Annotated in this window: 23 protein-coding genes and 3 pseudogenes; 13 read left to right on the forward strand and 13 right to left on the reverse strand. The window is 42.9% G+C overall.

Annotation, left to right across the window (positions count from 1 at the left end; all coding sequences use genetic code 11):
• Positions 1 to 80: 80 nt before the first annotated feature.
• The gene (locus tag IM676_RS01955) at positions 81 to 242 is read right to left on the reverse strand and encodes a hypothetical protein (RefSeq protein ID WP_200988743.1); all 162 of its coding nucleotides are present in this window, start codon (positions 240 to 242) and stop codon (positions 81 to 83) included.
• A gap of 7 nt (positions 243 to 249) precedes the next feature.
• Entirely contained in the window at positions 250 to 339 is a 90-nt protein-coding gene (gene petN / locus IM676_RS01960) for a cytochrome b6-f complex subunit PetN (protein ID WP_006195543.1), read from the reverse strand.
• A gap of 119 nt (positions 340 to 458) precedes the next feature.
• On the opposite strand from petN, the gene IM676_RS01965 reads away from it, so the two are divergent.
• Both IM676_RS01965 and IM676_RS01970 read left to right on the forward strand, forming a co-directional pair.
• Positions 459 to 902 carry a hypothetical protein gene (locus IM676_RS01965; protein WP_200990042.1) on the forward strand — a complete coding sequence of 148 codons (444 nt, stop codon included), beginning with the start codon at positions 459 to 461 and terminating at the stop codon, positions 900 to 902.
• Positions 903 to 928: 26 nt separating this feature from the next.
• Positions 929 to 2,302: a cytochrome P450 gene (locus IM676_RS01970; RefSeq protein ID WP_200988744.1), complete on the forward strand. Its 1,374-nt coding sequence runs from the start codon at positions 929 to 931 to the stop codon at positions 2,300 to 2,302.
• A 517-nt stretch (positions 2,303 to 2,819) separates the two neighbouring features.
• Here IM676_RS01970 and IM676_RS01975 read toward each other — a convergent pair.
• From IM676_RS01975 to IM676_RS01985, 3 genes and pseudogenes are all read right to left on the reverse strand, one after another.
• Positions 2,820 to 3,032: a type II toxin-antitoxin system HicB family antitoxin gene (locus IM676_RS01975; RefSeq protein WP_200988745.1), complete on the reverse strand. Its 213-nt coding sequence runs from the start codon at positions 3,030 to 3,032 to the stop codon at positions 2,820 to 2,822.
• 2 nt (positions 3,033 to 3,034) lie between these two features.
• Positions 3,035 to 3,223, reverse strand: a complete 189-nt coding sequence (locus tag IM676_RS01980) for a type II toxin-antitoxin system HicA family toxin (protein WP_200988746.1) — start codon at positions 3,221 to 3,223, stop codon at positions 3,035 to 3,037.
• Between the two features lie 351 nt (positions 3,224 to 3,574).
• A pseudogene (locus IM676_RS01985) lies at positions 3,575 to 3,982 on the reverse strand (WD40 repeat domain-containing protein); the annotation flags it as partial.
• Positions 3,983 to 4,082: 100 nt separating this feature from the next.
• Between IM676_RS01985 and IM676_RS01990 the strand changes: the two are divergent.
• The 3 genes from IM676_RS01990 to IM676_RS02000 all read left to right on the forward strand — a co-directional run bounded on the left by IM676_RS01990 (position 4,083) and on the right by IM676_RS02000 (position 5,997).
• The gene (locus tag IM676_RS01990; protein WP_200988747.1) at positions 4,083 to 4,385 is read left to right on the forward strand and encodes a hypothetical protein; all 303 of its coding nucleotides are present in this window, start codon (positions 4,083 to 4,085) and stop codon (positions 4,383 to 4,385) included.
• Positions 4,375 to 4,740 (forward strand): type II toxin-antitoxin system PemK/MazF family toxin, encoded by a 366-nt coding sequence (locus IM676_RS01995; RefSeq protein WP_200988748.1) that lies wholly within the window; start codon positions 4,375 to 4,377, stop codon positions 4,738 to 4,740. The genes IM676_RS01990 and IM676_RS01995 overlap by 11 nt, the downstream gene beginning before the upstream one ends.
• An 84-nt stretch (positions 4,741 to 4,824) precedes the next feature.
• Complete coding sequence (locus tag IM676_RS02000; protein ID WP_200988749.1) at positions 4,825 to 5,997, forward strand: pyridoxal phosphate-dependent aminotransferase; 1,173 nt, start codon at positions 4,825 to 4,827, stop codon at positions 5,995 to 5,997.
• Between the two features lie 92 nt (positions 5,998 to 6,089).
• Here IM676_RS02000 and IM676_RS02005 read toward each other — a convergent pair whose 3' ends face one another.
• Positions 6,090 to 6,770: an SDR family oxidoreductase gene (locus IM676_RS02005; protein ID WP_200988750.1), complete on the reverse strand. Its 681-nt coding sequence runs from the start codon at positions 6,768 to 6,770 to the stop codon at positions 6,090 to 6,092.
• A gap of 111 nt (positions 6,771 to 6,881) precedes the next feature.
• On the opposite strand from IM676_RS02005, the pseudogene IM676_RS02010 reads away from it, so the two are divergent.
• A pseudogene (locus IM676_RS02010) lies at positions 6,882 to 7,001 on the forward strand (pyridoxal phosphate-dependent aminotransferase); the annotation flags it as partial.
• Positions 7,002 to 7,054: 53 nt separating this feature from the next.
• On the opposite strand, the gene mfd reads toward IM676_RS02010, so the two are convergent.
• A complete protein-coding gene (gene mfd / locus IM676_RS02015; RefSeq protein ID WP_200988751.1) occupies positions 7,055 to 10,507 on the reverse strand; it encodes a transcription-repair coupling factor in 3,453 nt (1,150 codons plus the stop codon).
• Positions 10,508 to 10,690: 183 nt separating this feature from the next.
• Here mfd and IM676_RS02020 point away from each other — a divergent pair, with 183 nt between their 5' ends.
• The gene (locus IM676_RS02020; protein WP_200988752.1) at positions 10,691 to 12,019 is read left to right on the forward strand and encodes a hemolysin family protein; all 1,329 of its coding nucleotides are present in this window, start codon (positions 10,691 to 10,693) and stop codon (positions 12,017 to 12,019) included.
• 2 nt (positions 12,020 to 12,021) lie between these two features.
• Here the strand turns inward: IM676_RS02020 and IM676_RS02025 are convergent, their stop codons facing one another.
• Positions 12,022 to 14,907, reverse strand: a complete 2,886-nt coding sequence (locus tag IM676_RS02025) for an O-linked N-acetylglucosamine transferase family protein (RefSeq protein WP_200988753.1) — start codon at positions 14,905 to 14,907, stop codon at positions 12,022 to 12,024.
• Positions 14,908 to 15,260: 353 nt separating this feature from the next.
• Between IM676_RS02025 and IM676_RS02030 the strand changes: the two are divergent.
• The 3 genes and pseudogenes from IM676_RS02030 to IM676_RS02040 all read left to right on the forward strand — a co-directional run.
• Positions 15,261 to 15,485: pseudogene (locus IM676_RS02030) on the forward strand (IS701 family transposase); the annotation flags it as partial.
• Positions 15,486 to 15,561: 76 nt separating this feature from the next.
• The gene (locus IM676_RS02035; RefSeq protein ID WP_200990024.1) at positions 15,562 to 16,587 is read left to right on the forward strand and encodes an IS701 family transposase; all 1,026 of its coding nucleotides are present in this window, start codon (positions 15,562 to 15,564) and stop codon (positions 16,585 to 16,587) included.
• 79 nt (positions 16,588 to 16,666) lie between these two features.
• Entirely contained in the window at positions 16,667 to 16,888 is a 222-nt protein-coding gene (locus IM676_RS02040) for a hypothetical protein (RefSeq protein WP_200988754.1), read from the forward strand.
• Between the two features lie 122 nt (positions 16,889 to 17,010).
• Here IM676_RS02040 and IM676_RS02045 read toward each other — a convergent pair whose 3' ends face one another.
• The 3 genes from IM676_RS02045 to hemE form a co-directional block, all read right to left on the reverse strand.
• On the reverse strand, positions 17,011 to 17,526 hold the full coding sequence (locus IM676_RS02045; protein ID WP_200988755.1) for a hypothetical protein: 516 nt from the start codon (positions 17,524 to 17,526) through the stop codon (positions 17,011 to 17,013).
• Positions 17,523 to 18,482 carry an NAD-dependent epimerase/dehydratase family protein gene (locus IM676_RS02050; protein WP_200988756.1) on the reverse strand — a complete coding sequence of 320 codons (960 nt, stop codon included), beginning with the start codon at positions 18,480 to 18,482 and terminating at the stop codon, positions 17,523 to 17,525. The genes IM676_RS02045 and IM676_RS02050 overlap by 4 nt, the downstream gene beginning before the upstream one ends.
• Positions 18,483 to 18,798: 316 nt before the next feature.
• Positions 18,799 to 19,854, reverse strand: a complete 1,056-nt coding sequence (gene hemE / locus IM676_RS02055; protein WP_200988757.1) for a uroporphyrinogen decarboxylase — start codon at positions 19,852 to 19,854, stop codon at positions 18,799 to 18,801.
• A 124-nt stretch (positions 19,855 to 19,978) separates the two neighbouring features.
• Here hemE and IM676_RS02060 point away from each other — a divergent pair, with 124 nt between their 5' ends.
• Both IM676_RS02060 and IM676_RS02065 read left to right on the forward strand, forming a co-directional pair.
• On the forward strand, positions 19,979 to 20,656 hold the full coding sequence (locus tag IM676_RS02060) for a hypothetical protein (RefSeq protein WP_200988758.1): 678 nt from the start codon (positions 19,979 to 19,981) through the stop codon (positions 20,654 to 20,656).
• 34 nt (positions 20,657 to 20,690) lie between these two features.
• Positions 20,691 to 22,757: a S9 family peptidase gene (locus IM676_RS02065; RefSeq protein WP_200988759.1), complete on the forward strand. Its 2,067-nt coding sequence runs from the start codon at positions 20,691 to 20,693 to the stop codon at positions 22,755 to 22,757.
• A gap of 2 nt (positions 22,758 to 22,759) precedes the next feature.
• Here the strand turns inward: IM676_RS02065 and rsmG are convergent, their stop codons facing one another.
• Entirely contained in the window at positions 22,760 to 23,497 is a 738-nt protein-coding gene (rsmG, locus tag IM676_RS02070; RefSeq protein WP_200988760.1) for a 16S rRNA (guanine(527)-N(7))-methyltransferase RsmG, read from the reverse strand.
• On the reverse strand, positions 23,494 to 24,144 hold the full coding sequence (locus tag IM676_RS02075; protein WP_200988761.1) for an ABC transporter ATP-binding protein: 651 nt from the start codon (positions 24,142 to 24,144) through the stop codon (positions 23,494 to 23,496). Before IM676_RS02075 ends, rsmG begins: the two co-directional genes overlap by 4 nt.
• 246 nt (positions 24,145 to 24,390) lie before the next feature.
• On the opposite strand from IM676_RS02075, the gene IM676_RS02080 reads away from it, so the two are divergent.
• Positions 24,391 to 25,305: a Sll0314/Alr1548 family TPR repeat-containing protein gene (locus tag IM676_RS02080; RefSeq protein WP_200988762.1), complete on the forward strand. Its 915-nt coding sequence runs from the start codon at positions 24,391 to 24,393 to the stop codon at positions 25,303 to 25,305.
• The last annotated feature ends 46 nt before the right edge of the window (positions 25,306 to 25,351 follow it).

The following is a 25,351-nucleotide window of genomic DNA, read 5'->3' on the forward strand; positions in this document are numbered from 1 at the left end:
AATAGGAGAAATACTCAAAAATAGTGTAGGGACATGATCAAATCACGTCCCTACAACAAGATGTTCTCACTGTGAGCGAATTATCGTCGTTTGGGAGAGGTGCGTCGGAGTTCGCGTTTTTCCTCTTCTCGGCGACGGCGATCGCGCCAATCTGCTAAGGTCAGATAACCAACCCCACCAGTCACCGCTACCAGCAGCAGCAAGGCCAGTAAAGCCAAAATATTCACAGAAGGATTTTCCACGATTCCCCTATAGTCCGTTACGTCCCCACACTACCATTGCAATTGACCAGGTAAACACAACCAAAAGCGATACCCAACCAAGTGTTAAAGTTGCCATAGTCTTACACTTTCTAAATAATTACAAAAGGTCTCTAATACCTATGATAATGGGAAAGGGCTGCTGATAGCTATTGATTTCACCATAGACAAAAAGTGAAGGAAACTTCAGATATGCTGATGCCCGAACGCCTAGAATCTCTCAAAGCTGGAATAATTTCGGCTATTTCCTTAAGTTTTGCTTTCCTAATTACTAGTTTGGTAAATACTCTGGTATTGGTAAAAAATTTTTCCACACTGGCAAGTCTATATACAAGTATAAATTTCCCTTGGTGGCTGAGTGGCGGAATCGCCGCCTTGTCTGGATTCCTCTTTGGTGTTACCTACCGCTATATTATCCGCACAGATGACAACACTCAACTAAAATCTGGTGCTGTACTGGCTTTCGGTCTGGTGCGGGGCTTAACTCAGATCAATTCTACCGAGAATATTTTACCTGATTTGGTGCAAGCTGGGGAAAGTATATTTTGGTTCGCCATGGGGGCGATCGCTCTTGATACTGCTATGCAAATCGGCTGGGTGAAACCTTTCCCCTCCACAAACCATAAGGAGAAACTACACTAAATAGTAAAGATTCCCAAACTACTTAGATGCAAACACCCAATCTGATTAAAACCCCCTCTTTTATCCAAAAAATACAGTGGGTAGCTGACCCTGTAGGGTATATGGAAACAGCAGCTCAAGAATATCCTGATATTTTCACCGCCCAAGTGGTGGGTTTTGGCAACAACCTGGTATTTGTTAACCATCCCCAGGGAGTACAGGAAATTTTAACCAATGACCGTAAGAAGTTTGTTGCTGCTGGGAAAGAGAATAGAATTTTGCAACCTTTACTAGGTGACTATTCGGTGATTATGCTGGAAGGCGATCGCCATCGTCAGCGACGAAAATTGGTAATGCCGTCTTTTCATGGCGATCGCATGCGAAACTATGGTGAAATCATCAGGGAAATTACCGCCAAAGTTTGGAGTCAATTACCCACAGATCAACCCTTCACCACCCGCACCGCTACCCAGAATATTTCCTTACAAGTAATCTTACAGACTGTTTTCGGTGTATATGAAGGAGAACGCAGCCAACAACTGCTAAAAGCCCTCTCATTGATGGCGGATATATTTCGCTCACCATTAACTTCTAGTTTTCTATTTTTCCCCTCTCTGCAAACAGATTTAGGTCCTTGGAGTCCTTGGGGTAATTTTTTAAGCAATAGACAAAAGGTAGACCAGTTAATTTACGCAGAAATTGCTGAACGCCGACAACACCAAGATCAAAATCGTATTGATATTCTTTCCTTGCTCATGTCAGCAAAAGATGAAGACGGTAACTCGATGACAGACCAAGAGTTACGCGACGAATTAATGACCCTGTTGTTCGCCGGTTATGAAACCACAGCCACCGCCATGGCTTGGGGATTATATTGGATTCATAAACACCCGGAAGTTAAAGAAAAACTGCTCCAAGAACTGCATACCCTGGGTGATACACCAGACCCCATGAGTATATTTCGGTTACCTTATCTCACCGCTGTTTGTAATGAGACCTTACGGATTCATCCCGTAGCCATGTTAACATTTCCCAGAGTAGTCAAAGAACCTGTAGAACTCCTAGGATATTCTTTAGCACCAGGGACAGTATTAATGGGCTGTATGTATCTGATTCACCAACGGCAAGATTTATACCCCGAACCCAAACAGTTTAAACCCGAAAGATTTCTGGAACGTCAATATTCCCCCTATGAATTTATGCCTTTTGGTGGCGGTGTCCGGCGCTGTTTAGGTGAAGCCTTGGCTGTGTTTGAAATGAAACTAGTATTAGCCACCATCTTATCCCGCTATGAACTCGCACTAGCTGATACCAAACCAGAAATACCCCGCCGTCGGGGTGTAACTTTAGCCCCCGGTCGTGGGGTGAAGATGATGATCAAAGGCAAACTTGCACCCCAACCATCCCCCCAGTTAATTTAAAATAGGACTTTACCCATTAACAAAATAGCAAAATACTGTTAATGGGTCACCTAAGTGTTACTTCAATGCACCAGTTAACTATTCCCGAAGTTTAATCAAAATAGCTGAAATAGCGATTCTCATGTTTTTACATCGTCAATCTAGGGAGTGCCGATTAACCTCGGCCGCTTGCTGTATAAGGGTTTCAGGTGTTTCGTTAGTATGCTAAAGTCCATTTCAGCCACTGCTTTTTCTGAACCTGGCTAACGCCACGCTATCGCTATCGGAAACAGCCCATAGATTTCTTACGGGGTGGGTATGTGTTTAAAATAGAGAAGTCCCCACTCCCTGGGGACATTAATCTAATGGAAACATTAAGATTTTTGATGATGTCCAAACCTCTGTACAGACGTTTCATGGAATGTGTCTGCACCTAAATTTATCTGATTATAGCATTTCCTAGTCTAATCAAGTACACAATTATCTGCGTTTATCTGCGTCCATCTGCGTTTAATTATTACTGCTTCTATAGCACGAATTATGCAGCTACGTCAACATAATCACATTGGGTTTGCGGTTGAGGAATGTTTAATCCATCTTCTATTAATGCTTCTAAGTGAAAAGCAATTGCTTCTTGAATATTTTGTTTAACTTCTTCTATTGTGTCACCAACACTCACACATCCAGGTAAATCAGGCACGTAAGCAGAATAGTTTTCTGAAGCTTTTTCAATAATAATTGCATAACGCATGATCATTCCTCCAATTGTGCTTGTTTAAGAATACTTTTAAGAGTGCCAATTCCTAAATCTTTGGAATGTTTACCAGGAACAGTAACTGTTCCTGGTTTATTAGGGTGTTTATATTGACGATGACTTCCTTTAGTTCTCGACAAATACCATCCATCTGCTTCTAATATTTTGATAATTTCAGAAACTTTCATTGTTTATTTTATCATTTTTCACGTTTTTGTCTCGGCATAAAAGAATCTTGCCGATATATAGAGAGTTGACCAAATTAGAAGTATACACTATGATAAAACAGTTATCTAAAGATAGATTTTGAGAACATAAGATTCTACCTATTTTTTTGGTGTAAAATTTTTTGATTCACGGTCTAAGCTTTCATGAAATTTATCCACATTCATGGACTGAGATTCTCAGTCCATAAGTATTTTAATTTTTCATACTCTCAGATATATAGCAACAGCCAAGGAGGTTAGGATGCAAAAAGCAAGACATCCTCAATACCATCTCGTAAACAATCAAACTGCTCTAACTTTTTCTGGATTCGACTAATAACGCCTTCGCCAAATCTTGATGGTACCATACATACTCCCAGAAGCTAAGGTGCAACCATCCGGGCTAAAGGCTACTGAAATAACCGATTCTAAATGTCCGGTGAGGGTAGCGATTTCCCGCCGGGTGGCGACATCCCATAGTTTGATACCATCCTTACTCCCAGATGCTAAGTTTTGACCATCGAGGCTGAAGATTACTGACAAAACCACATTTGAATGTCCCGTGAGGGTAGCGATTTCTTTGCCCGTGGGGACATCCCACAGTTTGATACCATCCCCACTCCCAGAAGCTAAAGTGCAACCATCCGGGCTGAAGGCTACTGAGAAAACCTCATCAACGCAATCTGAATCTTCAGTGAGTGTGGCGATTTCTTTGCCCGTGGCGACATCCCATAGTTTGATAATACCTTAATTAAAGCATTTTTGACCGCTTTTCAACTATTTTTAGTGCGATCGCCGACATCATAAACTACAATAAAAATACTCAAAGAAATGGCTGAAAATGGTCAAATCAACTTTGTACACAACAACAAAAGTCCTGCCAGGAAATAGAATTGAAATTCAATCTCCAAATCTGACTGTAGGACAAACTGTTGAAGTCGTTATTTTGGTTCAAGAAGTTAGTCCTGATTCGTCTACTACTGAAGATATCTCTCCATCTTTAAAAGAGCGTCTTGCTTTTCTGAAGTTACCAATAGCTGAACGTAGGAATATTCTCGAAAGTCAAGCCGACATAATGCTCTCTCACTATCAACAAGATTCTGAATGGCAGCAGTTAATGGCAGGTGATATCATTGACTATTAGCCCTGATATGCCAAAACGTGGAGAAATTTGGTTAGTCAACTTCGATCCCACTGTTGGTGCAGAAATCAAAAAAGTGCGTCCTGCTGTCGTTATCAGTTCAGATTCAGTGAGAAAACTTCCTATCAAGCTTATTGCTCCCATTACAGACTGGAAAACATATTTTTCACCAAATTTCTGGCACGTTAAAATTGAACCCAACAGTATAAATGGATTGAATAAAGCTTCTGCGATTGATACTCTCCAACTAAGGGGCATGGATTTACAAAGGTTTATTCGTAAATTAGGAAGCGTTTCTGAAATTACAATGCTGGAAATTATAGCTTCCATTGCTACTGTAATCGAATTTGAGGTCTAACAAATCACAAGCTAATCATTTTGTACAGTGCGTAAGTCCTATAAAATTAGCAAAATATAACATTTAGCAACATATAATATTCTTATGCACACCCTAGCCTCTCGTATGCAGGCGGTACAGTCGCCAATCATTCCTGTGGTTGGGGAATTAATTCAAAATTCCCCAGGTACTATTTCTTTAGGACAGGGCGTAGTTTCCTACAACCCACCTGCGGAAGCCATTCAGCTTTTACCCCAATTCTTAGGAGATTCCACTAATAATTTATACAAGCAAGTTGAGGGAATTTCTATATTATTGGCTGCGATCGCCCAAAAGTTAGAAACTTTCAACGGCATTGTTATTAACCAAAATAACTCAATTGTAGTCACTGCGGGCAGCAATATGGGGTTTATGAACGCCATTTTAGCCATTACTACCCCCGGTGACGAAATTATCCTGAATACGCCTTACTATTTCAACCATGAAATGGCCATAACTATGGCGGGTTGTAGTCCGGTGTTAGTACCCACAGATGAAAATTACCAACTACGTCCCCAGGCGATCGCCCAAGCAATTACCCCCAGAACCCGCGCTGTAGTCACAATTTCCCCCAATAATCCCACAGGAGTTATTTACCCAGCTGCGACATTGCAACAGGTAAATCAAATATGTGGGCATCATGGCATTTACCACATTAGCGATGAAGCCTACGAATATTTTACATACAACGGCGTTAAACACATTTCCCCTGGTAGTTTTGAGGGTGCGACAGATTACACCATTTCTCTTTATAGCCTATCAAAAACCTATGGTTTTGCAAGTTGGCGGATTGGTTATATGGTAATTCCCCAACACCTACTAGTCGCAGTCAAAAAGATTCAGGATACAATTCTGATTTGTCCCCCTGTGGTTTCTCAGTATGCTGCGTTAGGGGCATTACAAGCTAAACCAGAGTATTTACATACTCAAATTGGGGCAATTGCCCAAATCAGAGAAATAGTCATAGATGCCCTAAAACCCCTAGAAGGTTTATGTAATATTACTCCTGCTGATGGTGCATTTTATTTCTTCCTCAAAGTTCATACCCACATAGATAGCTTTGAGTTAGTAAAAAGGTTAATTCAAGAACATCAAATAGCAGTAATTCCCGGTACAACTTTTGGGATGAAAGATGGATGTTATCTAAGGGTAGCCTATGGGGCGTTGCAAAAAGATACAGCTACAGCAGGTATAGAGAGATTAGTAAAAGGCTTACACAGGATAGTCAGTAATAGTTGACCCATCCTGCGCCTTATGTGTAATAAGTGTCTTTGTTTGTATCCTTGATGGTTCCTTGCTCAGAGGCTATTGGCGAAGTTGAGACTCGCCAATTAATCTAAAGCAAATTCTACAAACTCTAGTTGTCCAGCTAACATATTTTTATCCACCGCCGACAAGGTTTTATTATGAGAACGGGGAGAATTTAAACAGCCACAAACTAACTGGGCGACATCTGCCCGGTGAATAGTGCCAACAATACGGGTATCTTCGGTTAAAATACCATTGCCTGTTGCAGGTTCCGATTTTAAGCCACCGGGGCGAATGATAGTATAAGTCAGCCCACTAGCAATTAAATGTTGTTCGGCCTTGTCTTTTTCCACTAACACAGGTTCCAATGTTGCTAGAGCTTGGGGAGGTAAAGCACCAGCACTATTACCAGTACCGATGGATGAAATTAAAATAAACCTTTGTACCCCTGCTTTGACTGAGGCATCAATGAGATTTTTATTACCCAGATAATCAGCCCTTTCACCCTCGGAAGGTAAGCCGCCAATGGTACTAATTACCGTTTGGATAGGTTCATCCCCGAGTATGGCAGCTTCTACATCTGTGACATTTAAAGCATCTCCCATGACAGTTTTAACACCTATTGCTTCTAGTTCAGGAGTTTCGCTTCTTAGGAGTGCTTTCACCCGGATATTTTGCGCCGTTAAAGCCGTTAAATATTTAGCAATTTCTCGACCAACGCCACGACTTGCGCCGGCGAGAAAAATGTAAGATGCAGTGGTCATATTAAGGGATTATAAATTCACTACCTCAGCTTACAATGTAGCGAACTCATTAAACGCCAAAGTTCACCAATCACAAGCACTATGGATGTGCCGAGAACTACACGCACCCATTCCATTTTAATTTGTCCCCCTGTGGTTTCTCAGTATGTTGCATTAGGGGTATTACAAGCTCAATCAGAGTATTTACATACTCACATTGGGGCAATTGCCCAAGTCCGAGAAATAGTCATAATTGATCAGGGAACAAGTCAAATGTTGGGAGAACTCCGAACATTACTCCCTCATTAAACCCTGGCCACCTCTGGAACACCACCTTGGATTTTATACATTGCATCTAGTAGATTTTGCAGTTGCTGGTCGGCTTTGAGGACTGCTAAACCCCTGACTGTGACTTTACCGGGGGAGTAAACAAAGCGGGTTTTGAGATGTGCGGGTAAATTGGCTGCTAGGAGGTTCCAAGCTGGCTCCTCCATGGGTGTTTCTAAAATCACGTGTTGTTTATTCTCTGGTTTAATGCGACTAAATCCTAATTTTTTGGCTATCTGTTTGAGTTCCATTACCCGCAGCAGTTGATGAGCAGACGCTGGTATAGCACCATAGCGATCGCCCCATTCTGCGGCAATATATTTTAAATCTTCCGCAGTTTTTGCGGCTGCTACTGCCCGGTAAGCACTCATTTTTTGATCTATATCCGGGATATAATCGGAGGGAATAAATGCGGTGAGGTTGAGGTCAATTTGAGTATCATCCACCTTGGGTATTTCTTGACCGCGCACCTCTCTAATGGCTTCTTCTAACATTTCCATATACAAATCAAAGCCGATGGCTTCCATTTGGCCTGATTGTTCTGCACCCAGGAGGTTACCCACTCCCCGAATTTCCATGTCACGCATGGCGAGTTGATACCCTGAACCAAGTTGCGTAAATTCCTGAATGGCGCGCAGTCTTTGGCGTGCTGCGTCGGAGAGGCTTTGTTGTGGAGGATAAAATAACCAGGCGTGGGCTTGTATTCCTGCCCGTCCTACCCGACCACGTAACTGGTATAATTGGGATAAGCCGAAGCGGTGGGCGTCTTCAATTAATATCGTGTTGACCCGGGGGATATCTAACCCAGATTCAATGATAGTTGTACAAACTAGAATATCTGCGTCTCCATTACTAAAGGTGAGCATGGTTGATTCTAGTTCGCTTTCTGCCATTTGACCATGGGCGATCGCAATCCGCGCCTTGGGGATCATTTCCTGTAATTTCGCCGTTATTTCCTCAATGCCTTCTACCCGAGGAACTACATAGAATATCTGCCCTCCTCTGTCTAATTCCTGACTAATTGCCATGCGGATCATCTCCGGTTTTAAGGGAGATAAGTGGGTTTTAATAGCTCTTCTGGAGGGGGGTGGGGTGGTGATTAAACTCATTTCCCGAATTCCTGAGAGGGACATATATAAGGTGCGGGGAATGGGGGTAGCGGAAAGGGTGAGGACATCAACTTGAGTTTTTAAGGTTTTAATTTTTTCCTTTTGATTCACCCCAAAGCGTTGCTCCTCATCCACTACCAACAGACCTAAATCGTGAAAGATGACATTTTTACCAAGAATTTGCTGTGTACCCACCACTACATCTAACTCTCCTGTGGCTAATCTGTTTTGGATGGTGCGGCGTTCTTCAGAACTGCGAAAACGATTCAGCAAGCCAATAGTTACAGGGTAAGGGGCAAAGCGTTCTTTCAAAGTATGGTAGTGTTGCTGGGTTAAAATTGTCGTGGGTGCAAGTAGTGCAACTTGTTTCCCAGCGGTAACGGCCTTGAAAATAGCCCGAATTGCTACCTCTGTTTTACCAAAACCTACATCTCCACAAACTAAACGATCCATGGGGCGATCGCTTTCCATGTCTCGTTTGACATCTTGGACTGCTTTAAGTTGGTCTGTGGTGGGTTGGTAGGGAAAAGAGTCTTCTAATTCTTCTTGCCAAGGCATATCCTGGGGATAACTATAGCCTTGTTGTTGGGAGCGGGTGGCATATAATTTCAGCAGGTCTACGGCTAACTTTTTAATCGCCTTGCGAACGCGGTTTTTAGTATTTTCCCAAACCTTACCAGTCATTTTGTGTAGTTCTGGCGGCTTATCTGTCGTGCGGCGAAACCGAGATAAAGCTGCGAGTTGATCCGCTGGGACTCTGAGGATACCATCAGCATACTTGACCACTAAATAATCACGGGTTTCGTGATTAATAGTTAAGCTTTCTAGTTTAATAAACTGACCGACTCCGTGGCTTTTGTGAACTACATAATCCCCCTGACGTAGTTTGTTCGGGTCTACTTGTTTAGAGCTAGCTTGACGACCTTTGCGGATATATCCCGGGGTGGCGAGGGAGTGCTGACCGTAAAATTCCCGGTCGGTGATGACTACGAGGCGGTATGTAGGGAGGATAAAACCTTCTAGCTCCGCTAAACCGGAATATTTGATCGCTGTGGGTATGTGGTTAATTTGCAACTTGTCCATTGCTTGGTAGTCCCGGGGATTGGGGACAAATTGGGCGGGACAGTCGTGTTCTTGGAGTAGGGAGACGGAGCGGGAGGGTTGAGCGGAAATCAACCAAATGGAATGATTAAGATCCCGTTGTTGGCGCAGAATTTCGGCGAGTTTGCCAAATTGGTGGGGTGTTACCGGTAAGGAGCGACTCGCCAGGTTTATACCAGTGTTTTCTATGGCTAATTCTGATAAATATAAGGTTTTAAACCTATTTACCTCTGGGAGACATTCATCAAAACAGCGATGAATTTTGGGTATTTGGGGGAAAATCTGCCTAGATTCTTCTCGATGCATCATCTCCCATTGTTCTTGGGCATTTTCTACCCAGCGATCGCTATGGCTATGACATTGTTCTGGTTCATCAATAGCAATCAGGGTATTTTCACTTAAGTAATCTAACAGTGATGCTGGTTGGGGGAAGGCTAAACCTAAAAAACGCCGACTACCTTCTAACAGTGACAAGTCCGATGGTAACAGGTCTTGGTTTTCCAGCGCTTCCCAGATCATGGGGGCGAAGCTGGTGGGGGTCAGGGTAATTTGGTCAATTTTATCCAGGGCGGAACGTTGAGTTGTCGGGTCAAATGGGCGGATTTTCTCGATGTTGTCACCAAACCACTCTATTCTCACCGGGGTTGATGATGAGACGGGAAAAATATCGAGGATGTCACCGCGGCGACTCCATTGACCCTCTGTTTCTACTAGTGGGACTCGTTCATAACCCAATTTAGTAATTTTGGTGCTGAAGCTATCTAGGTCAAAGCTGGTTCCCGACTCTACTGTTAGAGACAAGGAGCTAAAAGCTGCGGGTGGTGGTAGGTGGGGTTGTAAGGCTTCCGGGGTGGCGACAATTGCTAGGTTGCTGTCTGTTTTCCCGGCGATTAAATCCGCTAAAACCTGCATCTGTCCCCAGGTCATCTCTGTTTCTGGGTCAAAGGGTTCGTAACCCGAAGCTGCTGATGTGGGGTAAAAGTGGACTGTTCGCCATCCCATGGCTTCTAGTTGTGCATGGGCGCGCCCCCCTTCTTCTAGGGTCGGAACTACTACTAATAGGTTGTTTTCCCCAGTTTGGGCTAAGGCTGAGGCTATCAGACCTTTGGGGAGGCGAGGAATACCGTTTAACCGCAGCTGTTGTTGGCGATTTAGTTGGGAAAGTAGTTCTGTGTTTAGAGGCGATCGCCTCAAGGCACGCACAATAGAAGAAAATGCCATAGTTATTATTAATTATACGGTTGGACGTTATTACAGGTATAAACCTATAACTATCACGATCTCCGCCCTGTGGAGGGATGGGGTATGAGAGCGATTTGTGATCAAACGAATTACTATTACTAAATATTAACAGCTTGAACACTGTTTTTCAGTTCACTTGCATGGAATGGCGATTGGTGAAAAATGTCCTCTATCACCTTTGAAGTGTTAATCCTTTTAGTGTTAATTATAGCTAATGGTGTGTTTTACCTGGCGGAAGTCGCCATATCTAGTGCTAGTCAGGTCAGGTTGCAACAATTAGCCAACGAAGGAGATGGAAGGGCTAGGGTGGCGTTAAGATTGGCTGAGTCACGGAGTCTTTTTTTCTCTAGGATTCAGTTGGTAATTAAGTTTTTGATTATCCTGACTGGGGTTTGGGCGGGGGCGGTAATTGCTGCTAGGCTCAAGGTATATATAGGGTCGATTCCTTTTTTGGCATCTTACAGTCAACCTCTGGCTTTACTCCTAGTAGTTTTATTTATTACCTATTTATCCCTGGTGATTGGGGAGTTATTACCTAGGGGTTTGGCTTTGAATAACCCTGAGGCGATCGCCAGATTTATGGCCATCCCCATGGAAAGACTGACTGGGTTAGTTTCCCCTCTGGTCTATTTCCTGGGTGCTTCTACAGATGTGATCCTGCGGGGTTTGGGGATGACTCCCTATTTAAATCGTAGAATTACTGAGGAAGAAGTAAAAATTTTAATTGAGCGGGGAACGGAGGCGGGGACTTTTGAGGAAGCGGAGCAGGATATGGTCGAGCGGGTTTTTCGCTTGGGCGATCGCTGTGTGAGTGCTTTTATGACACCCCGCCCTGATATTATTTGGTTAGACTTAGAGGATTCTCCAGAAACCAACCGTCAAAAGATTATGGAAAATACCTATTCTAGGTATCCAGTTTGTCGTGGTGGTTTGGATAATGTTTTAGGTATAATTTCTGTAATTGATTTACTAGGTAGGTGTTTGGCTAGTCAACCCATAGATTTAACCCTAGATTTAACCCTAGGATTGCGCCCCCCTGTATATGTACCAGAAATTACACCTGGTTTAAAGGTGTTGGAACTGTTTAAACAAACTATTACTTACATTGCTTTGGTGGTAGATGAGTATGGTGTCATTCAAGGGTTGGTAACCCTCAAGGACATCATGAGCGAAGTTGTTGGGGATGTTCCCGAGGAACCCGGAGGGGATGAACCCCAAGCGGTACAACGTGAGGATGGTTCCTGGCTTTTGGATGGGATGTTACACATAGATGAATTTTATCAACTTTTTGATCTCCAAGAGTGGGAAATTGAAGAAAGGGGTAACTATCAAACTTTGGGGGGTTTTGTGATCAATCATCTGGGTCGAATTCCTGCGGTAGCAGATTATTTTGAATGGCGCAGGATGCGGATTGAGGTGGTAGATATGGACGGTAATCGTGTTGATAAAGTTTTGTTAACACCCCCCAGGGACGCAGATCCCCTCGGTTAAACTTAACCACAACTACAGTAGTTCCCATAGCGACGGTATTTCTGTGCTTCATCGGTTAATTCTTGCTCTGCTAACAGTTGAGCTAAAGCTTGATAAGTTGCGGGAGAGGAACGGTCAAGGGATAGGGATTGTAAATAAGCCCAAATGGCTTTTTCCACATCATCAGCTGCTTGATAAGCTAAACCCAATTGGTAGTAACCTTGAGGATCATCAGGATAACCTTTGGTATAGTCTTGATAGTCTTCTAGGGTAGTTCCGGGTTGCAATTTCTCAGGGAGACTAGGGATACTAAGTGACTGTTCCCCAGATTGTAGATAAATTTCCCACATTTGCTCATAACTGGTTTCTAGAGTCCTGGCCATGTCCTCCACATCCAACAAAGAAGACTCTTGCATTCTCTGGCGCATCGTCCGGCGCAAACTTGCCAAAATCGCCGGATTTTGGGCTAATTCTACAGCTTTTTGCACATACTCAGCCTGACTGTGAGCAATAAAATCATCTAAACCCAAGGTATGGAGAATACTAGCACTCATCCGCTCCATTTTCCGACTCCCTGCGAGGGTGAGGGTAGGTACTCCCATCCACAAAGCTTCACAGGTGGTAGTACACCCTGTATAGGGGATGCTATCTAAATGCAGGTCAACTTGATTATATAGGTTGAGGTGGTCTTGGTCCGCTGCGTAACCACCGTATAAGGCGATGCGTTTGGGGTCGATACCCTCTTTCATAAAGGGGGTTTGAATTTTCTCTGTAATTAGGGGGTTGAAAACATTAGAACTGGCGCATTTAATCACCAAGCGGGAATGGGGAACAGCTTTGAGGATTGCAGTCCACATGGATAGGGTTTCCGGTGTCAGTTTCCGTAGGGTGTTGAAGGATGCAAAGGTAAAAATACCCGTTTTTTCGTAAGGAAGTTGAGTAATATCCGGTGTATCTTTCAATGGTTCATAACTGACATAGCACCGGGGTAAACGCCAAATTGTTTCGCTGGTTTTTTCCTGAGTCTCAGGGGGGTGGAGAACTTCATCGGTAATCCAATAGTCAATGGTGGGTAAGCCGGTGGTAGCAAAATATCCTAAGTATGTAGCTTGGATGGGGGCGGGTTTCATTCCCAATACCACCAACCGGTTACTTACCGTGTGTCCCGCTAAATCTACCAGAATATCTATGCGATCGCTTTTAATTAATTCTGCTACTTCTAGATCAGTCATCCCCACTGTGGAACGCCAAGCGTCACAGATGTTGATAATTTCCTCCGTAATTCCATCGGGTTTACTCACTTCTCCATAACAGAAAACCTCTACACGATTGCGATCATGGTGTTGGATGACCGGTTTAATAAATGCACTGACTGAATGTCTGCGGAAATCAGGGGAAATATAGCCAATGCGTAGGGGTCGGTGTGGGGTTTTAGGGTTGGGGTGATTTTTGAGGTGTGGTAACCATTGATTCCCTACTTGCTGTAAATACCACAGTTCCGCGGAATCTAGGATTTCTTGGGGGGTAAAATTGCTCAGAGCACTAATGTTAAACAGAAAACTAGAATGGAGTTTGGGGTTATGGGGGTTAATTTTTAGGGCTTCGTTGAAGAGATTAATAGACTCTAGGATTTTCCCTTGGTCGTTGGCGAAATAACCTAAAAGTTCGTAGGTTTCGCTGTGCTGGGGATTGATTTTGAGGACTTTTTCAATACATTCTTGGGCTAAGTTGGGTTGTCCATTTTGATAGTAAACATAACTTAAGTTTTTCAGCGCCCCAATGTATTCTGGGTTGATTTCTACAGCCCGATTATAGTAGTATATAGCTTCAATATAATATTTCTCATTTTGGAAGATACAGCCTAGATTGTAGTAAGCTAACGCTGCCTCTGGGTCTAGTTCAATCACGTATTCAAAGCATTTTTGCGCTTCTTTTAATTTCCCTTGATTAACTAGGTCTGTGCCTGTATTATTGATATGATTAGTCAGTTTTGGTAATAATTCTAGGTCACTAGGTTCTAAAAGATTGGCGATGACATCTACATTTTCCTGTTCATAGATCAGCGCTAAGTTAAATTTAGCCCCTTGATGGCTGGGGTCGAGTGCTAAAACTTGAGAAAATTCCCCTATGGCTGCGGTAAACTGTTGCTGTCGCCGATAAATTAAGCCTAAACGATAGTGAGCTTTAGTGTAATTGGGGTGAATGGCGATCGCCTGGGTGTGGTGATTAATGGCTGCTTCCCAGTTATACTGTTGTTCATAGACCAATCCCAAATTATGGTGAGATTTAGCTAACTGGGGTTGGATACTCACAGCCCGTAAATACCATTTTTCTGCTAAAGTGAATTCATGTTGTTGAGTTAAGATATTACCGAACAGATGGCAGATTTCCCCTGCTACTTCCCCTCCCCCCCGGTTCGTTAATCTGGTAATTAGATATTCGTCTAAGGAGTTGTAAAATTCCTCCCTCAAGGACGGTTTAAAGGAGATACTCTGTGTTAGTATGGGGTTGAGTTCTGTAAGTAGGGTTGGTAACTCTATAGCTGCTAAATGTTGCTCTAGTTTCAGGGATAACTCAGCCTCATCTGTGTAATTAAAATAGACAAGTAATGGTTGCAGTAGGGTTTCAATAATTAAACATTGTTCTGGGCTGAGGCTTTGAGTCCAGGGTGTTGCTGCGGGTAAAGAATACTGGTTAATTAAACTTGTAAGCCGTGGATCTGTGGGTGTAAGTTCTACTGTAAGTTCTAAATATTCAGCTACTTGAGTAATAGTTAAATCGGGTTGGGAAACTAGGTTTTCTCTGGCGATGAATAAGGTATGCTCTTGGGGAAACCATTTTTCTTGATATTGTTGCCACAGATTTAATAAGCTAGATGCAAAGGCGGCTTTTTCCGTGGGACTAGTCACCAGAGTAGGGAGAATTTCCCGGGGGTCTTGATGTACATAGATGCTCTTGGCTTCACCTTCGTGAATCTTCCCTAGGGCGAATTCTGAAGTAACCCGATACTCTACCAGTGTGACCGCAGAGGTTAGGTCAACCAGTTTAAAATAAGCCTCTATTTCCGGTGCTGTATTACAAGCTATTCCTTGGATAGCTTGGTTACCGATGTCAGTGACTAAGGAATTACACAGGTTGTAAGATAACTTTCTTAACTCGTTGCTAATCCCACCGCAAAAAATAATCTAGGAGTTACGCATTGACAGAATAACAAAATAGTGAATTGATAAATATAGGTCGTCTACTTGCTAGGTATCAGACAATTAGAAAAATCACGAAACCATCCACAGCGCAATGCAATCTAGACCTATACACCTTATTTTTACTGTCAGAGCCAAAGTTTGGGGGGTGCAGTAGGTTAGCAGAGATATTAGGAGACGTTTCACATGATAGTGTGAATCGCTTTTTATTGAGAGAGCGATATGAACCGAAAGATTTATTCAACATTATAGAAAAAGTTATTAACTTGGTAGGAGGAATACTAAGTTAGGAGTTACGCATTGACAGAATAACAAAATAGTGAATTGATAAATATAGGTCGTCTACTTGCTAGGTATCAGACAATTAGAAAAATCACGAAACCATCCACAGCGCAATGCAATCTAGACCTATACACCTTATTTTTACTGTCAGAGCCAAAGTTTGGGGGGTGCAGTAGGTTAGCAGAGATATTAGGAGACGTTTCACATGATAGTGTGAATCGCTTTTTATTGAGAGAGCGATATGAACCGAAAGATTTATTCAACATTATAGAAAAAGTTATTAACTTGGTAGGAGGAATACTAAGTGTAGATGATACAGTGATAGAAAAGATTTACAGCGACCCCAAAAATGCTGAATTAATCGGTTATTTTTGGTCAGGTAAAGCCCATAAAACAATTATTGGCTTAAATTTAATCACTCTATATTACAGTGATATTCATGGTAATTCAGTGCCAATAAATTACAGAATATATGATAAAAAGGAGGGAAAAACAAAAAACGATTATTTTAGAGAAATGGTAAGTGAAATAATAAGCTGGGGAGTCAAACCCAGAATTGTAACAGGTGATAGTTGGTATTCAGGAGTAGAAAATTTGAAATTCCTAAAAAACCAGAAATTGGGTTTTCTCTTCGGAATTGAAAAAAATAGAACTGTTTCAAATGAGCCACACAAGTATTGTCAAGTAAGCACTCTGGCTATTCCCGAAGAAGGATTAAGGACTCATCTGAAAGAATTTGGATTTATAAAGTTGTTGAGGAAAGACTTTAAAAAAGAAGACTCTAGACACTATATTTTGTATCTTCCAGATGAGGAAAGAATCGAGGATATAACTAGAAATGAATTTATGACAATTCATGATACTCATTGGGGAATTGAAACCTTTCATCGAGCCATAAAACAAGTATGTGGAATTTGTCGGTTCATGGTTAGGGATACTCATGCAATTAAGACTCACATCTTTTGTTCACTTCAAGCTTTTGTTAAGTTGGAGTTTATGCGCTCTGAAAAAATAATTAGCAATTGGTATGAAATACAACGGAATCTGTTTACTTTAGTTGTACGTGAGCATATTTTTGCTAATCTTAATAGCGATCGCATGATCTAGATATCATAGATCATATTTTTTGTCAATGCGTAAGTCCTAATATAATGTATTCAGCAACCCCCAGAGTGGGACTTTAACTATGGGTGCTTCCTATGTCAACTCCCCCACTAACCGATATGGGAATTTAGTTAGGAATATTCGCTCTGTCACATTACCTGACTCCGACATTCAGTTTAGAAGTAGTTACCTAGGAATGATACTGCGTTATCAAAGTCCTGACTCTAAAATAGCGATCGACTCTCGCATCCAAAACAGTGAAAGTGGTTGGCGAGGACAACTCAATCTGCAAGTTAAATTGTAAGGTGTTGATGGTTGACGGTTGACGGTTGACTGTTGACGGTTGACGGTTGACGGTTGACTGTTGACGGTTGACTGTTGACGGTTGACTGTTGACGGTTGACTGTTGATGGGAGCAGGGGGGTTTTAATCTAAATTAGTAAAAGTAAATGTTCCTTCTCCTGTTGGTAAGGGAGGTTCGGGACTAACTAAATTACCATTATTAAATCTCACCCCTGATTGTAACCTCGTAGTGCTGGGTACATTCACCGACGGTTGGGTAATGGAGATATTTGGTCTTGTCACCTGGGGTAAACTAATAATAGAATTAGTACTTACCGCTGGTCTACCCACAACCGGACGGTTTACCGAACTACTGGGTACTGTGATCTTAGGTATCTTAATTGTCGGTCGAGTAGTCACATAAATCTCAGAAATCCTCACAACATCCGTTGTAGTGCTTTGCTTTGGGATAGTCACATAGGGGGGGGGAGTAACTCGGCGGTTAGTAATTGACGGTGGGGTAATATTGGGAACTCTGGGAACCGTCACCTCAGGACGGGTAATTATATCTCGAACTGTTGGAACTGTTGGAACTGTTTCACCCTGAACCCCTGGAGAGATTAACACCCACACCACCACAGTTAAAAGTAACCCTTTCATACTTTCCCCTCCTTAACACCGCTAATTCTTAAAACATCCCTCATGGTTGCACAGTAGTTTGGCAACCCCCAAATACCAGGATTAATCACATGATCATAACTAAAGTGACGATAGTTCATACAGAATCTATCCCAAGCCGCCATTTGAATACGAAATACTGCAATAATTAAGTTAGCTAAAGCCAATGATAGGGGAATGCGAAAATAAATCTTTTTCTGGAGATAGGCGCAGACATCCACCACTGCTTGGTTAGCCGTTAAAGCCGGTTGTCCTAAAACAAACTGACGGGGTTGATTTCCTTGAGGTGGGGAATCTATTAGATATTCTACCACAGTGGCAATATCTTGTCCATGGATAAAATGAAAACTGCCATCTACCTGCAAAAAGCGAATTAAGTTAATATATTTAGTTACTTCTGCAATCCCCCCTGTCAGATGGGAATAGGGTTTAGTCTCATCCCCACCCAAAACCAAGGTAGGGAAGACCTTAGTAATTTTCCCCGCCATTTCTAGCTGGGACATCTTTTGGAGACAATCATATTTAGAACGAATATAGTCAGTACCAATTTCCCCTGCTTCCGGGAGGGGTTGGTTATGACGGTCTAATACACTAGCTGTGGAGAAATAAATCACCTGTTCGCAGCGTACAGGGTCGAGCATTTTGATTAACTCTAGGGTCTTAGAGACATTCACATCAAAGGTCTGGTCACCTCCCCAAGCGGTAGCGGTCAGGACTGCGGTATCAATTGTGGGTAACAAATCAGCCAACAGGTGAATTTTGGCCATATCACCCTGAATCACATTGATACCCGATCGCACTTGAGTATCAACTTGTAATTTTGCCGGGTTTCTCACCAGTAAATATAACTCGTGACTGGTATTTTCAATTAAAGCTTCTGTAATATAATGACCTATACAACCACTGGCACCAGTGACTAAAATCCGTTTTTTTTCCATGGTATTTTCTGATAAATTAATACTTTAATTAATACTTAAATTAATACTTTAATTATATCATGGGGCAGGCAAGATACCCACTCAACAAGATTTGATGGGGGTATAATATAATCAGGGCGGGCAAGATGCCCACCCCACAGCCGGCAAGATGCCCACCCCACAGCCGGCAGGCAAGATGCGGGGGTATAATATAATCAGGGCGGGCAAGATGCGGGGGTATAATATAATCAGGGCGGGCAAGATGCCCACCCCACAGCCGGCCACCCCACAGCCGGCGGGCAAGATGCCCACCCCACAGCCGATTCAGGAAATACAACTAAACTCCTACAGCTTTGAGTTGCTTTGCTGTTTCAAAGAAGAAAGCCACATTTTCCTCTGGTGTTTCTGGTAGCACACCATGACCGAGATTGAGGATATGACCCCAATTACCAGCCTTACGCACTGTATCAATAATGCGATCGCGGATGAAATCCTGAGAACCAAATAACACCCCAGGGTCAAGATTTCCCTGAACCTTGACCTGTTTACCCAATCTCGCCCGAGCTTCGGCCATATCCACAGCCCAATCAACGGTGACAATATCAGCACCAGATTTTGGCATTCTTTCCAACACCCCCGCACTACCGCTAACCAACAAAATCAACGGTGTATCAGGATGAGTTTGTTTAACTTGCTCAAACACCCGCCGTTGATAGGGCAGAGCAAAGGTATCATAATCTTGGGGACTGAGTTGACCGGCCCAAGAATCGAACATCTGCACCACTTGAGCACCGCAATCAATTTGATAGCGGGTATAAACAGCGATCGCATCAGCCAACTTAGCCAACAGTTGATGTAACATAGTCGGGTCTGAGAAGGCCATATTTTTAATCACAGAGTAAGTTTTAGAACCCTTACCCTCCACCGCATAAGCTGCTAAAGTCCAGGGTGCGCCCACAAAGCCTAAAACTGTGGACTGATTACCTACTTCCTGACGTAACGCCTGCAAAATAGTCTTAATAAAGGGTAGACATACTTCTGGTTCTAGGGGACGCAGCTGATCAATTTGTGCTTGAGTGCGGAGGGGGGAATGAATAATTGGACCTTTACCCTCTGCAATATCCATTTCAATCCCCAAACCAGGTAAAGGGGTAACAATATCCGAAAATAAAATCACCCCATCTGGGCGGAATGCTTTCCAAGGTTGTAGGGAAACTTCGATCGCCACTTCGGGAATTTCCGAGCGATCGCGGAAAGAAGGATATTTTTCCCTTAAATCTCGATATGCTTTCATGTATCGTCCTGCTTGTCGCATCATCCACACAGGAGGACGATCTACTACTTCACCACGTGCAGCTCGGAGGAGATGAGGAGCCGTTAACGAAACACCCATTTAATGCTTATTCCTAAGTGATTCTTTTTATGCCACTGTTTAGCTTATCATTCACTAGATAACCTTTTTACAGAGGGTGACCTCCCAGCATAACAGTTAATGCTGTACTTTCATCATTCAACCCATGTTGCATCTACCCCCCCACTCGAAAAATTTCTTAATACCCCCATCAACCCGCAGAAAGTTCTTATTGCGGTTTACCCTGATCACTGTCTGCGGATGGTTTGTAGCTACCATAGCCAGGATAGCTGTAGAAAACATACTCCTGAGCAATAATCTGACTAATATTGATGCTTTCCCCTGGGTAAAAATCCTCTGTAGCATCATATTTGCAGTGATTTTCGCCGCCGATCAAGCCCTTGTCCTAGGTAGCTATATTTCCCCTAAACTCTGGACTCTAGCCACCACCATCGGTTGGTTGCTCCTTGAGTCCCCCAGCATCAACTGGGTAAAATATTTTTTTCCTCAGTTAACCCTCACAGGAGTTTTGTCAACAATTCTCTATATTTGCAGCGGCATTTGCCTAGGCCTGTGTCAATGGTTAGTCTTACGACGATATGCCAAATCCCCCTGGGTATGGATTTTTCAGCCTTCCTTGTGCTTTTTAGCCATCAGTCTTTTTACCTTATTACCACAAAATTTGATCCCCAAAACCCATCATACCCCTATACTGTATTGGAGTGAACAATCATTGAAAGCTATCATTCTGGGAGTAATACCAGGATTTTGCTTATGTAGCTTCAAGAAAAACCCCCATTATTCCGCTAAAATTTCTAGTTCATCCTACTTCAATGATAACTAGCCAGTTGAGATTGACCGAATATAAGTGAAACATTATGAGTAAAGATCGCCTTTTAGACAAAATAGCCACCCCACCCCAGGCCAAAAAACGCCCAGAGGTCTTAGAGCTCCATGGCGATCGCCGGATAGATGAATACTTTTGGATGCGTGACCCAGACCACCCAGAACTTATCCCCTACCTGGAAGCAGAAAACGCCTATACAGCAGCAATGATGCAGCATACCGAGGAGCTACAAAACCAGCTTTACCAGGAAATGCTCTCCCACATCAAAGAAACAGATTTATCAGTACCCTCCCTCAAAGATGAATACTATTATTATTCTCGCACAGAAGCCGGTAAATCCTACCCCATCCATTGCCGTAAAAAAGGCAGTTTAGACGCACCAGAGGAAATCCTCTTAGATGAAAACAAACTAGCAGCGGGTCACGACTTCTTTGATTTAGGTGTATTTGCCATCAGCCCTAATCATCAAATATTAGCTTATTCCTTTGATACTAACGGCTCCGAGCAATATTTATTGTGTTTTCTCGACTTAAGAACCCATCAACTATATCCAGAAACCATCCCCAAAACCTATTTTTCCTTTGCTTGGGGTAACGACAATAAAACAGCATTTTACACCCAACTGGATGATGCTAATCGTCCCTACAAACTCCTCAAACACACCCTAGGAAATTGTCCCCAAAACGACGTATTAATATATCAAGAAAACGATGATATCTATCATTTACACCTTGAGAAAACCCGCAGCCAATCATATATACTCATGGTGCTACAAAGTAGCATCACTACAGAAGTTCACTATTTAGATGCTAATCATCCCTATGATAATTTTCAGATCATTAGCCCCCGGACTACAGGAATAGAATATGATGTAGACCATCACCAGGATAGCTTTTACATCGTCACCAACGACGCCGCCACTAATTTTAAACTAGTCAAAACACCCGTAGCTAACCCCTCCCCAGAAAATTGGCAAACCATCATCCCCCACAGAGAAGATGTGCTGTTATTGGGGGTAAGCCTATTTGCCAATCACCTGGTAATTTATGAAAGAAAAGGGGGATTGCAAACTGCAAGAATCCAGAACCTCTCTACAGGAGCAGAAAATAACATCATTTTCCCGGAACCCACCTATGAATTTTCCGAAGGTAGTAACCCAGAATTTAATACCAACATCCTCCGATTTAATTATACTTCCTTAATTACTCCCCAATCTGTTTTTGATTACAACATGGAAACAAACCAGCGGGAATTAAAAAAACAGACCGAAGTTTTGGGAGGATACGACCCCAGTAACTATGAAAGTCAATGGCTCATGGCCACCGCCACCGACGGGACAAAAGTCCCCATCTCCATGGTTTACAAACGGGGAATTAACAAAGATGGTAAAAACCCCTTATTACTCACAGCCTATGGTGCCTATGGTTCCTCATATCCTGCTTCCTTTTCATCCACCAGATTAACACTCTTAGACCGGGGAATGGTGTTTGCCATTGCTCATATTCGTGGCGGTGAAGAAATGGGGCGTCAGTGGTACGAACAAGGGAAATTTTTACACAAAAAGAACACCTTTACAGACTTTATCACCTGTGCCGAGTATTTGATCAGTCAAGGTTGGACTAGCAGCGATCGCCTAGCAATTACCGGGGGTAGTGCGGGGGGTTTATTAATGGGTGCGGTGATCAATATGCGTCCTGACCTATTTAAAGTAGTTGTAGCTAACGTCCCCTTTGTCGATGTAGTCACCACAATTTTAGATACTTCCCTACCCCTATCAGCAATGGAATGGGAGGAATGGGGAAATCCCAACGACAAAATTTATTATGACTACATGAAATCCTACTCCCCCTATGATAACGTCACCGCCCAAGATTACCCAGACATTTTAATTACCGCCGGTTTAAATGATTCCCGGGTCAAATATTGGGAACCCGCCAAATGGACAGCCAAACTCCGGGAACTGAAAACAGATAATCATCTGCTCCTGCTCAAAACCAACATGGATGCGGGACATGGCGGCCCATCTGGACGTTATGAAAGCCTGCGAGAACTAGCTTTTGAAGACGCTTTTATTTTACACCGCTTGGGTTTAACATAAACTCAAAGCGGTTTTTGATTGGGGATACCAACACCCCGGGGAAAATCCCCAGGGGTAGTTGCAACCTTCCGTAAATATAGACAATGACGAACACTGTTAGTTAAAGGTGTCGTGAACCGCTCAACTAATTCAATTCTCCCACCTAATTGATTCACCGCATTTTGTAAAGCTGTGCTTTCCTCATCTGTCCAATGACCGCGATAAATTACCGCTAAACCACCCCGTTTAACCAATGGTAGAGTATATTCAGCACAGACAGCAGCACTCCCCACCGCCCGAATTAAAGCCACATCGTAAGCTTGGCGATGGAGGGGATGATGACCTATTTCCTCCGCCCTCCCCATCACAGTTTTACCCCGGATCAAGCTTAATTTTGTCAACACCTCTTCAATAAAATTAACCTTCTTCCTAGTTGAATCAACCAAAGTAATCTCACAATTAGGTAGAGCAATACCTACGGGAACACCAGGAAACCCCGCACCCGTACCAATATCAATTACCCCAGCACCTTCTAAGAGCGATCGCATAAATCGCCCTTCTGGTGCAACCCCCCGCAGGGCATCCCAAAGATGTTTTTCCCAAAATTCCTCAGCCGCAGTAATACGAGTTAAGTTGAACTGCCGATTACCTGCCAAAATCAGTTCATACAACCGTTGAAATTCTTGCTCTTGTTGTGGGTTGGGTAGCCAATTGAGGCTATTTTGCCATATATCTGCCATTGCTGGCAATGAGTTAGTCATTGATGAAGATTCTTATACCCCTGTGCCGATTGTAATTCACCCTGGTTCAAAGTCCAACAACGGTCAGCGATCGCCAGCATATCCCCAGGATCATGAGTGACAATCAACAACATCCAAGCCTTTTTCAGTTCGCCCAACAAATTAACCAATTGCTGACGTATTGACCAATCTAAACCTGCTGTAGGTTCATCCAACAATAATATATGAGGCTGACGAATCAACTGGACAGCCAAAGCCAAACGCCGCTGCTGTCCACCACTTAAAGCCTGGGGTGCTGCAAACAGGGATAAATCTTCTAACCCCACATCTGTTAATACTTGTTTGACCCGCTCAGAACCTAATTCTGGATGTCCTAAACGCAATTCTTCTAAAATCGTACCACCGCAAAAGTGCCGTTCGGGAAACTGAAACACCAACCCAGCTAACCTTTGTAAATCTTCAGGGGTAAGTTGTTTTTCCCGCCAAAACAGCGACCCCGAAGTTGGTTCAGCCAGTCCAGACAAAATTTCTAGTAAGGTACTCTTACCCGAACCACTCGGACCAATAATCATCCCCAGCTGCTGGGGTGCTAATTCTAGATTAATCGATTTGAGAATCGCCGCTGGGCTAGCAGGAGGATGATAACTGAGATTTTTAATATATAGCATGGATCAAGACTACTACAAAGTTAGGAAATCACGGATTTTTGCATCTTTTTCACCCCAAATCTGATATATTTTCTCATCATTTTCCCATATTTCCCCATTCAAAAATACTGTAACAATAGGCACTACCCCTAATTAACCCAGTCCAGATTATTATTGCTAAAATATTGGCGTTAAGCAGTAGTTGCAAATTCAGAAACAGATTATAGTTGATTTTTCCGTTGTCCACTCTTCTTGTTCAGGGTGACCATGAATAAACGCCTTTCTCAACTCACCAAGCTAGCTCAGACAACCTTCACAGTAGCGATCGCAGTGAATTTCTGGGTTAATCCCTCCTTAGCTGGGGACCCATTCCGCACCAATCAACCGCGCAACATTGGAGACAAAACAGAAGCAGCTTTTAACGCCATTTTCCAACAGGGTGATTATCTAGCCGCCCAAAGTTACCTGCAACAAGCCATCTCCACGGAAGCCAACGAACCTTTAGCCTATGCGATGAAGGCTTCCTTAGCTTACGCCAATAAGGATTTAGCCCAATTGGAGACTTATAGCCAGAAAACCCTAGAAGCTGGAGAAAAACTTATTGCTACAGACCAGCTACGTGGAAATATTTACACCGCCGTGGGACATTTCTTTCAAGGAGCAACCATTATTACCCGTGAAGGTACCCTCAAAGGCGCACCACAAGCCTTAACTCGCCTCCGTCAAGTCTACCAATATTTAGACAGAGCAGAGGCGATCGCCCCTGAAGATCCCGAACTAAATTTACTCAAAGGCTACATGGACTTAATGCTAGCGGTAAATTTACCCTTTACCAGTCCTGAAGATGCAATTAATAGATTAAAAGTAAATGCTGGGCCTAAATACCTAGCACATAGAGGTATAGCCGTTGCTTATCGGGATTTAAAACAGTATTCTCAGGCTTTAGAATATGTCAACAGCGCTTTAAAACTTACACCTGAACATCCAGAATTGTACTATCTCAAAGCTCAAATCCTCAGAGAACAGGGACAACAACTTAAAAGTCAGTCAATGATCCAAGAAGCAGTAGTTAACTTCGACAAAGCATTAGCAAAAAGATCCCAACTTCCACCAGATTTAGTCAGACAAATCGAGCGGGAACGCAATAATACCTTTAATAGCCTGAATAATTTTAATAATTGATTGCCACACCAGGGAATAGTCATCAATGATTATTCCCCAGCCTGGT

The organism is Anabaenopsis elenkinii CCIBt3563 (assembly GCF_015245355.1).
GTDB lineage: Bacteria > Cyanobacteriota > Cyanobacteriia > Cyanobacteriales > Nostocaceae > Anabaenopsis > Anabaenopsis elenkinii.